Source organism: Paeniglutamicibacter sp. NPDC091659 (assembly GCF_044756805.1).
Taxonomy (GTDB): Bacteria; Actinomycetota; Actinomycetes; order Actinomycetales; family Micrococcaceae; genus Paeniglutamicibacter.
This window is the reverse complement of record NZ_JBIVTO010000008.1, coordinates 1-12,089: the sequence shown is the minus strand read 5'-3', so window position 1 is coordinate 12,089 and position 12,089 is coordinate 1. Positions and strand designations below refer to the sequence as shown.

The window sequence follows — 12,089 nt, the reverse complement described above, 5'->3', positions numbered from 1 at the left end:
ATTCCATGAGCACCACTCCCAATGGCACCCCCGTGTCCTTCGACCTGATCGAAGCCAACACCCCCGACTCCGTCATCGACGCCGCGCTGGCCGGCACCGACCACTCCCCCTACTGGCTGCAGCACCCGGACCGCCCCGCCGCGCTTCCGGCGCTTGAGGGCAGCATCGACACCGACCTGCTCGTGGTCGGCGGCGGCTACAGCGGGCTCTGGACCGCGCTGCTGGCCAAGGAAGCCGATCCGCAGCGCGAGGTCGTGCTGATCGAATCCGAAACCATCGGCTGGGCTGCCTCCGGGCGCAACGGCGGATTCTGCGAGGCCTCGCTGGTCCACGGCGAATCCAACGGCGAAACGCACCTTCCCAAGGAAAACGCCAGGCTCACCGAGCTCGGCATCGAAAACCTTGCCGGCATCGCCGAGACGATCCGCAAGTACGGCATCGACTGCGACTTCTGGGAAACCGGCGTGCTGAACGTCGCCACCGAAAAGCACCAGGTTGCCTGGCTCAAGGAGGAATCCGAGGCCAACGCGGGCGTCCCGTTCCTCGATGCCGACGAGGTCAAGACCCACATCAACTCCCCACTCTTCGAGGGCGGCATCTGGGACAAGGAATCGGCGGTGCTGGTCCACCCGGCCAAGCTGGCATGGGGCCTGCGCCGCGTCTGTCTGGAGCTCGGAGTGAAGATCTTCGAGCACACCAAGGGCGAGGCGCTGTCCGCCACCGACGACGCCGTCACCGTGCGCACCGGAGCGGGCACCGTCAACGCCAAGAAGGTCGCGCTGGCCACCAACGTGTTCCCATCGCTGCTCAAGCGCCACCGCCTGCACACCATCCCGGTGTACGACTACGCGCTGATGACCGAACCGCTCACCGAGGCCCAGCGCGAGGCCATCGGCTGGCACAACAACACCGGCCTGACGGACATGAACAACCGCTTCCACTACTCCCGGCCCACCGTCGACGAGAACGGCGGCTGGCGCATCCTCTTCGGCGGGTACGACGCGGTCTACCACTACGGCCGAACGGTCAAGCCCGAGTACGACAACAACCCGGAGACGTTCCGGAAGCTCGCCGCGCACTTCGTCGGCGTTTTCCCGCAGCTTGAGGGCATCAAGTTCTCGCACGCCTGGGGCGGGGCCATCGATACCTGCAGCCGCTTCTTCGCCTTCTTCGACACCTCGCACAACGGCCGCGTCGCCTACTGCGCCGGGTTCACCGGGCTCGGCGTCGGTGCCACTCGCTTCGGCGCCCGCGTCATGCTCGACCTGCTCTCCGGGCGGAAGACCGAGCTCACCGAGCTGGAAATGGTCAAGAAGAAGCCGATCCCCTTCCCGCCGGAGCCGGTGGCCTGGCTGGGCGTGAAGCTGATGACCAACGGACTGGTCAAGGCCGACCGCAACGAGGGCAAGCGCGGGCCGTTCCTGAAGGTCATGGACGCCGTGGGGATGGGGTTCGACTCGTGAGCACCCAACCATGGCCGCACCTGCGCGGCGGAGAGGCCCTGCGCATCAACCTCGTGCCGATGGACCACGAACCTGTCCCCGCCGACCAGGCCGCCACGGCATCGACCAGCACCGCCGTCCTTGACCTGGGCACCCTGGGCAACACGGAGTTCGGGATCTGGGAGATGAGCGCAGGTTCCATGTACGACGTTGAGGCCGAGGAGGTCTTCATCGTCACCGCGGGCCAGGGCACGGTGGTCATCGACGACTTCGAGGGCCGCCCCGCGCATTCGGCCCTGCTGGTCCCGGGCACCGTCATGCGGCTGAGCGCCGGCATGAAAACCACCTGGACCGTCACCGAACCGCTGCGCAAGATCTACTTCACCCCCACCGAGAACACCGGGAGCAATTCATGAGCACGATCCCCCAGGGCCACCAGTACATCGACGGCGAATACCGCGTCGGACGCGGGCCCGTCGCCGAGCGCGTCAACCCGGCCACCGGCCAGGTCGCCCAGACCCTCGACTTCGCCTCCGTTGCCGACGTCGAGGACGCCGTCACAGCGGCCGCTGCCGCCTTCAAGACCTGGTCCCGGCTGACCCCGGGCGCCCGCGCCGACCACCTGCTGGCCTTCGCCACCGAGCTCGGCACCCGCGCCGCGGAGCTCGCCGTCCTGGAAACCGAGCAGACCGGCAAGTCCACACGCATGTCCCACGAGTTCGACGTGCCGGGCACCATCGACAACGTGAACTTCTTCGCGGGCGCCGCGCGCCACCTGCAGGGCCAGGCCGCCGGCGACTACGCCGGCAACTCCACCTCGATGATCCGCCGCGAGGCCATCGGCGTGATCGGCTCGATCGCCCCCTGGAACTACCCGCTGCAGATGGCAGCCTGGAAGATCCTTCCGGCCATCGCCGCCGGCAACACGATCGTGCTCAAGCCCAGCGAGCTGACCCCGGGCACCACACTGCTCTTCGCCGAGGCAGCGACCGCCGCGGGCATCCCGGCCGGCGTCATCAACGTGGTCGTCGGCACCGGCCGCGAGATCGGCGAGGCGCTGGTCCGCCACCCGCAGGTGGTCATGAGCTCCTTCACCGGCTCCACCCAGGTCGGGCGCCGCATCATGGAAATGGCCGCCGAGACCGGCAAGCGCGTCCACTTGGAACTCGGCGGCAAGGCACCGCTGGTGGTCTTCAAGGACGCCGATGTCGAGGCCGCGGCCCACGGCGCCGTCGCGGGCTCCACCATCAACGGCGGCCAGGACTGCACCGCTGCAACCCGCGCCTACGTGCATTCCTCGCTGTTCGACACGTTCACCACCCGCGTCGCCGAGCTCATGGATGCCATGGTCGTCGGGGATCCCACCGACCCGGACACCGACATGGGCTCGCTGATCTCCTTTGTGCACCGCGACAAGGTAGCCGGCATGGTCGAACGCGCCAAGGAGGCGGGCGCCATCGCGCTCTCCGGCGGTTTCGCCCCGGACCTGCCGGGCGCCTTCTACCGCCCCACGCTGATCACCGGCGCCACCCAGGACAGCGAAATCGTGCAGGACGAGATCTTCGGCCCCGTCCTGGTCGCGCTTCCCTTCGAGACCGACGACGAGGGCATCGAGCTGGCCAACGACACCCCGTACGGCCTGGCGGCCTCCGCGTGGACCAACAACGTCAACCTCGCCCTGCGCGCCGCCGCGGAGATCCAGGCCGGCTGCGTGTGGGTCAACGAGCACATCCCGATCGTCTCGGAAATGCCGCACGGCGGCTACAAGGCCTCGGGCTTCGGCAAGGACATGAGCAGCTACTCCTTCGAGGAGTACACCAACGTCAAGCACGTACTCATTTCCCACGACACCGACACCCACAAGGAATGGCAGGACACGGTCTTCAAGCAGCGCTAAACGCCGCTGGACCTTGACGACCTCGGGCCGGAGAGCTATCCGGCCCGAGGGAGTCCCTGTTTTGGGCCGTTCTTCATCATCGCCGCCCAAAACAGGGCAACGCCATCCTTAATGAGAATCATTAGCCCATCTTCGGTAGACTTCCCAAGGAACACACGGGCAGCAAACCGAACGGGGCTGAATCACTTTCATGGGCGGGCATCACCACGGCGACGTACTCGTGGATCCACGGCGGCGGCGGCGCGCCAACCTCATCCTCTGGATCCTGCTGGCCCCCGTGGGGGTCGCGGCCCTGCTGGGCACCATCCTGCTATGGCCGACGGGCGACCACGCACCCTTCCTCGACGACCCCTACAACGCGGGCCCGGGCGTCAGCATGGCAACCGGGACCGTCACCCGGACCCTCACGGAAACCTGCCCGTCCTCCGAGGGCCTCGAGGACGTGGGGGGCAAGGAACTCAAGTGCGAAATCTCCTACGTGGCACCGGACGGCGCCGGGAAAACATTCGCCCTTGAAGTGCCGCCGGAAACCACGAGCTCGCGCCCCCTGGAGCCCGGGGACCGCATCAAGTACCTTGACCTCTCGGAGGTCTCCGACGGCTCCTCGGCCCCCTACGTCTTTGTCGACTTCGTCCGCACGGTGCCGCTCGCGGTCCTGGCCCTGGCCTACGCGGCGGTCGTCTGCCTTGTCGCCCGCTGGCGGGGCCTGCGCGCACTGCTCGGCCTGGCGGGCGGCCTGGTTTTCATTGTCGGCTTCATGATTCCTGCGCTGCTCGAGGGCAAGTCCCCCATGCTCGTCGGGCTCGTCGGATCCACGGTGGTCATGTTTGCCGCCCTGTATTTTGCCCACGGCTTTTCCGCCCGGACCTCCACGGCCCTGCTGGGGACACTCTTCGGCCTTGGCGTCACCGCCGCCATCGCCAGCTGGGCCACCGACGCCGCGGCCCTCACCGGAGCCACCGACGACGCCGCCCTCACGCTCAACACGGTGGCCCCGGGCCTGAGCCTCTCCGGCCTCCTGCTCTGCGGGCTGCTCATCGCGGGGCTCGGGGTGCTCAACGACGTCACGATCACCCAGTCCTCCGCAATCTGGGAACTGGCGGAGATCGCCCCGCACTCCACCGCCCGGCAGCTGTTCGCCTCCGGCATGCGCATCGGCCGCGACCACATCGCCTCGACCGTCTACACCATCGCCTTCGCCTACGCGGGGGCGGCACTGCCCATCCTGGTGCTGGTCAGCCTCTACGACCGTCCGCTGCTGGACACGCTCAGCACCGGGGAAATGGCGGAGGAAATCATTCGAATCCTGGTCGGATCGATCGGGCTGGTGCTCGCGATCCCCGTCACCACGGCCATTGCCGTGGTGGTGGTCAAGGCGACCGGAAACGGCGGCCCACCCAAGCGTTCCGGCCGACGCGCACTTCGAGGCAGCCAGCCCATCCAGGAGCAGCCGCACGCCCCGGAAGCGCATGCTGTCGACCTGCAACACAACCATTAATGCGAATGATTCTTATTTAAGTTACTGTGGGGACCTCGACACTTTCAACGCGTCCCGAAAGGACCCACTCCCCTCATGACTCGATCACTAGGCCTTGCCGCCGCGGCACTGCTCGGCACCCTGGCTCTTGCCGCCTGCGGGAACACTGCCCAGGCGCAACCCGCCGAAGACTCGCGCATCCAGGTGCTCAGCAGCACGACCGTCTATGCAAACCTCGCCGGGCAAATTGGCGGGGACCTGGTGGACAGCGTTTCCATCATTGACTCCCCGTCGCAAGACCCGCATTCCTACGAGGCCACGGCCCGCGACAAACTCGCCGTTTCCAAGGCCCAGCTCGTCATCGGCAACGGCGGCGGGTACGACCAGTTCCTCGACAACCTGACCCAGGACCTGCACCTTCCCGAGCAGGCTGTTCTCCACGCGGTGGACCATTCCCCGGTCCCCGCAGAGAGTCCCGAGCCCGAGCATGAGGCGACGGAGCATGACGCGCATGAGCATGAGCACGAGGCGACGGAGCATGACGCGCATGAGCATGAAGACGATGCCCACTCCGGCCACGCGCACGCAGGCTACAACGAACACGTTTGGTACGACTTGGATTCCATGCGCGAGCTTGTCCCGGAAATCGCGGACAGGCTCTCAACGATCAGTCCGGAAAACCGGGCCGCATTCGAGGCCAACGCAGCAACCCTGGACAAGGAGTTGTCTGGACTGGAATCCAGCGCCAAGACCCTCCGGGGTGAAGTCCAAGGGCGACACTTCGCGATGACCGAACCCGTGCCCTACCACTTGCTGGAGGATCTCGGCATGGAGGACCTGACGCCGGCCGGGTTCAGCGAGGCCATCGAAGGCGGCGCGGAAGTTTCACCGCAGGCCCTGAAGAAGATGACCGATCTGCTGGCGGCAGGAAAAATCGACGTGCTGGCCTACAACACCCAAACCGCCAGCCCGCAAACGGAACGCATCCGTGATTTCGCCCTGAAGCAGAACGTGCCTGTCGTTGATTTCTCCGAGACGCTTCCGCCAAACACCGGATACACCGAATGGATGGCCGGCAACCTGCAGTCCATCGAAACCGGCGTCAAGTAGCGATCTTAAAGCAACGGTGGAGGCCCCTGTGCAGGGGCCTCCACCGTTGCTTGCGAATTTCTCAAATCACTCTGCCGGGCGTCCCTCGCCCGTGGGCCAACGCAGCAACGCCGCGATGCCAACACCTTCGGGCAGGATGCCCTCCGGTACGTAGCGGATCGTCGCGTCCGTCAACGCCGTGGCACGCAACAGCACCTCAGGTGCCGGCCACGAACCGATGACCAACTCGGCGTGTTCATCCGAGTCCTCGCCCGTGAGCCACGGCTCGGAGGTCAACGCAACCAGGGACTCGTCGTCCTGGAACTGGTTGACCAACACGGTGCTTGCCTGTGCCTGCTGCAGGGCCGCGACAACCTCGTCGAAGCCCAACGCCAAATCCGATCGGCCGTTGCCAGTTCTATTGGCAACCTTCTCGGACAGTTCCTTCAACTCGCGGTCGACCACGAGGTTCACATGTTCGGCCACCGCCGCGGCAAAGGCCGCCAGGTCGGCGCCGCCGGTTCGGGTGTGCTGGTCCAAGGTCGTGGTGATCGCCTTGTTTGCAGGGGCCATCTGGCTGACCACCAATTCGCGGGCCTTCACGTCGCCGGCCAGCACAATCAACTTCACGTAGTTTTCGCGGGCCAAATCATCTATTTGCTTGGCCAGTTCATCGGCATTGCGCCGCCAAATCTCTTCGGTGGCGGACTGGTTCTTTGGCTCGTCGTAGCGACCCGGCACCTTGCGTGCGTGGTGCGCTTCTTCGGGATCCCCGGTGACCCCGCGACGTTCGCCCACCTCTTGAATCGACGAGTGGTACAGGCGGACTTCGCCGCCGTCCCGGCTGGCCTCGGCCACCAGATACGGGAATTGGCCTCCCCTGGCCCTGGCCAGTGCCACGAGGTTCGGGAAGGGCCCGCAGTCGACGTCGGGGTCTTGGATCTTGAGCCCCTGGATGAGTTCGTCGACCACAACTTCCCCGCCGTTCACGGCCACGAAGCGCGCAACCGGTGCGGGACAACCGGTGGCAGGCACCAAGGCCTCCCTGATGGCACTGATGTCCGCTTCGGAAGCCTGCTGCGAGGCAAGGATCTTGCTGACGGTTTCCGGAAGTTCATCCGCCGCTTCATGCGCGGCGGTGGTTCCTAGAGAAGCGTCGAAAAGGGCCGTACACCATTGGCCCTCTCGACGGTAGAGCGAGGCGTCGATTCCTGTGGAACCTGCGCGTGAAGCCATGGGGGAACTCCTTCCCACGCGGTGTTTGCCGCATGCCGATTCGATCCGTCTGCCCACCGTAGCACCGGAGCACACCTTGCCGAAAGGGTCTGTTCGAAACGCTTCCCGATGGGTAGGATGAGGCGGCCCGCGGGCCCCGTACTGGCTTTCGCGGGGCCTGCGGAACCGCCTCAATCGGGCAAACCCGGAGGCTTGCTGCGGAGCGCTAGAGGCCCAAGATGCTGGTGGCGATCAGGAAGTAGATGACCAGGCCCGTGGCATCGACAAACGTCGAGATGAACGGGTTGGAGAACACCGCAGGATCCGCCTTGACGGCCTTTCCCAGCAAGGGCATCAGCCCTCCGAGGCTTGCTGCCATGGTGCACACGCCGAGCAGCGTCAGCCCGATGACCAGCCCGATGGGCACGGAGAAGGCCAATGCGGCAATCGCGAATCCCAGGGTCCCCAAAAGCAGGCCCATCAGGGCACCGACGCGCACCTCGCGGGCAAGGACCTTGAACACGTCCCGGGGCCGGACATCCCCCAGCGCCAAGGCGCGGGTGATCGTTGTTGCCGCCTGGTTGCCGGTGTTTCCACCCGTGCCGATCAGCAGCGGAATGAACAGCGAAAGCACCACCTGCTGTTCAAGCGTCGCCTGGAAGGCCCCGAGCACCTGCACGGTGAGTGTCGCACCGAGGGCCAGCACCAGCAGCCACACCACGCGGGCCCGCACGATGCTTCGCACGGGTGTTGCAAGGTACGGCCTGCGAAGCGGTTCGCTGCCGCCGGCGCGGGCGGCGTCTTCGCTCTCGGCATCCTCGAGGATCTGCAGCGCGTCGTCCACCGTGAGGATTCCGACCAGCCGTTCCTCGGCATCCACGATCGGCAGCACCAGCACCTTGGCGTCCGCGCAGTAGCGCGCGGCTTCCTCCGCGTCCTGGGTCGCCGGGACACTCAGCGGGCTTTTCATGATCCCGGAAACGAACACGTCGGGTTCGGCGCGCAGCACGTCGCGCAACGACACGACCCCCACCAGGTGGCGACCGACGTCGGTCACGGGAATCGTGTAGACACTCTCTGCGTCGTCGAGCCGGGCGCGCACGCGGGCCAGGGTCTCCCCCACCGTGAGCTCGGGGTGGGTGATCACGAATTCGGGGCTCATGTAGCGGCCTACCGCGCCCTGGGGGTAGCCGAGCACCGTGGAGGTCAGCGCACGGTCCTTCTCGCTCAGCCCGAGGATCAGGCGGTTGGCCACGGAAGCCGGCAATTCATCCATCAACGCCACGCGGTCATCGGGGCTCAGGCCCGCGAATACCTCGGCGACCTCCGAATCCTGCAATCCCGCGACAAGGTCGGCCTGCAGCGCGGCGTCAAGACGCTCGAAGACCTCGATGGCACGGCCCTTGGGCAGCGTGCGGTAGGCCAGCGCGCGTTCGATGGTGCTGAGGCGCTCGAGCTGTTCGAGCGTTTCGGTGACGTCAAGGGGCTGCAACACCCGTGATACGTCCGCCACGTTGTTGGCCCCAAGGGCCTTGACCAAGAGTTCGGCGTTTTCGTCGAACGAGATGGTGGGGGATTTGATCATGTTCCGGTTCCCTCCGGCTGGGCACACGCAGGAATTCGCGGTGGGTGCCGCGGCGTGCGCAAAGAATGAGTGAGGTGTGGATGCAATACCGCAACCGCACGAACTCATCGCCGGGAAAGGGGGAATACCAGGTTCTCCGGAAGATTTTCCGGATTCACCGCCATGGCAGGAGATTGCCACAAGCCGATTGTGGGGCTTTTCGGGCGTGTCCCGAAAACGTCTTAGGCTCGGTGAAAGGATGATTCCCGCGGGCTCAGGCGAGGCTCGCGCGGTGCGGTAGATCGACTATGTCCGTCGTCCATGCGAGCGGTCACCTCCATCCGTTCTAGGGTCTCATCGGGGCGGATCGACTGCATGCCAATGGCGGCACGCGAAATTCGTTCCCTAGGGTCATCCTAAGCGGAAAACCTCCAAGCTGGCCAATGCGGCGCCCGGACGCACCCCGGTCTCCCATCCGGAACCGGCCTCCAACGTCAGCTGGTGGGAACCCAGAACCTCATGGTGCGTTCCTCTCCGACCTGGACGATGTTCTCCAGCACTCCCCCGTTCGCTTCGATGGTGCGTGCCGAAGCGGTGTTCTTCTCGTCGCAGGTGACAAGCGCTTTCTCGATGCCGCGCAGTGCCAGTTGTTCCAGCGAGAGACGGAGGATCTCTGTCGCGTAGCCGCGGCGGCGGCATGCAGGACGCACCCCGTAGCCGATGTGGCCGCCGACCAGCAGCAAATAGTCGTTGAGTTCAAAGCGGATGCAGGTGCGTCCCACCAGTTCCCCGTCGACGTAGGCGCCCCACAGCGCGGAGGGAACCCATCCGTCCGGAAGACCGAGGCCCTGTTCATGGGCGTTGAGCTGGTCCAGGTACTCGTCGAAACCGCGGCGGAAGGAGTAGCCCAGCAGGAAATCGAAGTCGTCGGCGTCCAGTTCGGTGCGCGCCAGCAGCGCTTCGTCGCGGTCTTCGATTTCGAAAGGTCTGATCGTGAGCATGCTTCGAAGATTACCAGTGCGGGACGCACGGTTCCGGCGATGCGGGGATCCGACCCCATGCCGTGGCACGAAAAAGCCGCCCGGGCCTGGGGCCCGGGCGGCATCGCGTGGTTCGCCGACTACTCGGACGGGAACCGGGGTGTTTGGCCGGTCAGCACTCGATGACGTTGACGGCGAGGCCGCCCATGGCGGTTTCCTTGTACTTGGAGCTCATGTCCTTGCCGGTTTCACGCATGGTGATGATGACCTCGTCGAGGGTCACGTGGTGCTGGCCGTCGCCCATCAGCGCCATCTTCGCGGCATTGATCGCCTTGGAGGCGGCGATGGCGTTGCGTTCGATGCACGGGATCTGCACGAGTCCGCCGATCGGGTCGCAGGTCAGGCCCAGGTTGTGTTCCATGGCGATCTCCGCCGCGTTTTCCACCTGGTCAACGGTGCCGCCGAGGATTTCGGCAAGCCCGCCGGCGGCCATCGAGGAGGCCGAACCGACCTCGCCCTGGCAACCGACCTCGGCGCCCGAGATCGAGGCCTGCTCCTTGTAGAGCACGCCGATGGCGGCGGCCGTGAGCATGAAGCGGACGATGACATCGTCGCGTTCTTCCTGGTTCCAGTACTTGGCACCCGGCGCGTAGTGGGTGGCGTAGAACATGACGGCGGGGATGATGCCCGCGGCGCCGTTGGTGGGGGCCGTGACCACGCGGCCGCCGGAGGCGTTTTCCTCGTTGACGGCCAGCGCCACCAGGTTCACCCATTCCTGCCAGTACACCGGGTCGCGGTCCTTGTCCTCCTTGGCCAGGCGCTTGTGCCATTCGGGGGCACGTCGGCGCACCTTCAGCCCGCCGGGCAGCACGCCCTCGCGTTCCAGCGAGGCGTCCTTGCAGTCCTCCATGACCTGCCAGATGTGCAGCAGGCCGGCACGGATTTCCTCCTTGGTGCGGTGGACTTCCTCGTTCGCGGCCATGACCCCGGCGATCGAAAGACCGCTGGTGGCGCAGTGCTCCAGCAGCTGGGCCGCCGTGCGGAACGGGTAGGGCTGGGAGTTGATGGCCTGCTCGAAGTTGGCGGCGAGCTTTTCCTCGGCGCCCTCGCGCACGATGAAGCCGCCGCCGACGGAGTAGTAGGTTTCCTCGCACAGCGTGTTGCCGTCGGCGTCCAGGGCCGCGAGCTTCATGCCGTTGGTGTGGCGGGGAAGCACGGTCAGCGGGTGCTGGATCATGTCGGCCACGGAGAATTCAAGTTCCTTGCCGGCACCCAGGGCCCGGCACAGCTGCAGCTTGCCGCTGGATTCCATTTCTTCCAGGCGCTCGTCGACCTCCGAAGGCAGGATCTTCTCGGGTTCAAACCCCTCGAGCCCAAGCATGATCGCGGTGAAGGTTCCGTGGCCGCGGCCGGTTGCGGCCAGCGAGCCGTATACGTCAACGCGCAGCGAGACGGTGTCGGCGATGAAGCCCTCGCGCACCAGCTTTGCGGAAAAGGCGTAGGCGGCGCGCATGGGGCCGACCGTGTGGGATGACGAGGGCCCGATGCCGACGGTGAAAAGATCAAAGACGCTGATAGCCATGAGATGACTTCCTTCATGAGGTACTGCCGAGGGGGCGGTCGAATGGGAGATGGATCGGTGCGCATGTGACGCGCACCACGACCGTTTGTAAAAACACTGCGAGTCCGGGATCTTGTGAATCCCGGACTCGCAGCGACGTTACTGGTGAACCGGGCCTTAGGCCAGTTTTGCCAGTTCCGGGTACAGCGGGTGTGCGTTGGCCAGGGCGTGCACGCGGTCCTTCAGGGCCGCGAGGGTCGCCTCGTTGTTCTCCTCGGTGCCGGCGATGAGGGTCTCGGCGATGATGTCCGCGACCTCCACGAACGCGGCCTCGGAGAAGCCGCGGGTGGCCAGCGCCGGGGTGCCGATCCGCAGGCCGGAGGTGACCATCGGCGGGCGCGGGTCGAACGGGACCGCGTTGCGGTTCACCGTGATCTCCACCTTCGCCAGCAGGTCCTCGCCCTGCTGGCCGTCCAGCTCCGAGTGGCGCAGGTCCACCAGGACCAGGTGCACGTCGGTGCCGCCGGTGAGCACGCTGATGCCCTTCGCGGCGACGTCGGCGGCGTTGAGCCGCTCGGCCAGGATCTTCGCCCCGGCCAGGGTGCGCCCCTGGCGTTCGGCGAACTCCTCGGTCGCGGCGATCTTGAACGCGACCGCCTTGCCGGCGATCACGTGCTCCAGCGGGCCGCCCTGCTGGCCCGGGAAGACCGCGGAGTTGATCTTCTTGGCGATGTCCGCGTCGTTGGTCAGGATGATGCCCCCGCGCGGACCGGCCAGGGTCTTGTGCGTGGTGGAGGAGACGACGTGGGCGTGCGGGACCGGGCTCGGGTGCAGCCCGGCGGCGACCAGGCCGGCGAAGTGCGC

9 protein-coding genes and 1 pseudogene are annotated in these 12,089 nt (G+C 66.1%); 5 read left to right on the top strand and 5 right to left on the bottom strand.

What is annotated here, in order from left to right:
- Positions 1–5: 5 nt before the first annotated feature.
- The 5 genes from ACIQLF_RS14815 (at position 6) to ACIQLF_RS14795 (ending at position 5,926) form a co-directional block, all read left to right on the top strand.
- Entirely contained in the window at positions 6–1,463 is a 1,458-nt protein-coding gene (locus ACIQLF_RS14815; RefSeq protein WP_400299861.1) for an NAD(P)/FAD-dependent oxidoreductase, read from the top strand.
- Positions 1,460–1,858 carry a cupin domain-containing protein gene (locus ACIQLF_RS14810; RefSeq protein WP_400299859.1) on the top strand — a complete coding sequence of 133 codons (399 nt, stop codon included), beginning with the start codon at positions 1,460–1,462 and terminating at the stop codon, positions 1,856–1,858. Before ACIQLF_RS14815 ends, ACIQLF_RS14810 begins: the two co-directional genes overlap by 4 nt.
- On the top strand, positions 1,855–3,339 hold the full coding sequence (locus tag ACIQLF_RS14805; protein ID WP_400299857.1) for a gamma-aminobutyraldehyde dehydrogenase: 1,485 nt from the start codon (positions 1,855–1,857) through the stop codon (positions 3,337–3,339). Before ACIQLF_RS14810 ends, ACIQLF_RS14805 begins: the two co-directional genes overlap by 4 nt.
- A 190-nt stretch (positions 3,340–3,529) precedes the next feature.
- The gene (locus ACIQLF_RS14800) at positions 3,530–4,837 is read left to right on the top strand and encodes a YibE/F family protein (RefSeq protein WP_400299855.1); all 1,308 of its coding nucleotides are present in this window, start codon (positions 3,530–3,532) and stop codon (positions 4,835–4,837) included.
- A gap of 75 nt (positions 4,838–4,912) precedes the next feature.
- Positions 4,913–5,926, top strand: a complete 1,014-nt coding sequence (locus ACIQLF_RS14795) for a metal ABC transporter solute-binding protein, Zn/Mn family (protein ID WP_400299852.1) — start codon at positions 4,913–4,915, stop codon at positions 5,924–5,926.
- 66 nt (positions 5,927–5,992) lie between these two features.
- Here ACIQLF_RS14795 and ACIQLF_RS14790 read toward each other — a convergent pair whose 3' ends face one another.
- From ACIQLF_RS14790 to ACIQLF_RS14770, 5 genes and pseudogenes are all read right to left on the bottom strand, one after another.
- The gene (locus ACIQLF_RS14790) at positions 5,993–7,141 is read right to left on the bottom strand and encodes a hypothetical protein (RefSeq protein ID WP_400299850.1); all 1,149 of its coding nucleotides are present in this window, start codon (positions 7,139–7,141) and stop codon (positions 5,993–5,995) included.
- 205 nt (positions 7,142–7,346) lie between these two features.
- Entirely contained in the window at positions 7,347–8,705 is a 1,359-nt protein-coding gene (gene mgtE, locus ACIQLF_RS14785) for a magnesium transporter (protein WP_400299848.1), read from the bottom strand.
- Positions 8,706–9,178: 473 nt separating this feature from the next.
- Positions 9,179–9,685, bottom strand: coding sequence for a GNAT family N-acetyltransferase (locus tag ACIQLF_RS14780; protein ID WP_400299846.1), 507 nt, complete (start codon positions 9,683–9,685; stop codon positions 9,179–9,181).
- 151 nt (positions 9,686–9,836) lie between these two features.
- Positions 9,837–11,246, bottom strand: a complete 1,410-nt coding sequence (locus ACIQLF_RS14775) for an L-serine ammonia-lyase (RefSeq protein ID WP_400299843.1) — start codon at positions 11,244–11,246, stop codon at positions 9,837–9,839.
- Positions 11,247–11,402: 156 nt separating this feature from the next.
- Positions 11,403–12,089: pseudogene (locus ACIQLF_RS14770) on the bottom strand (serine hydroxymethyltransferase); the annotation flags it as partial.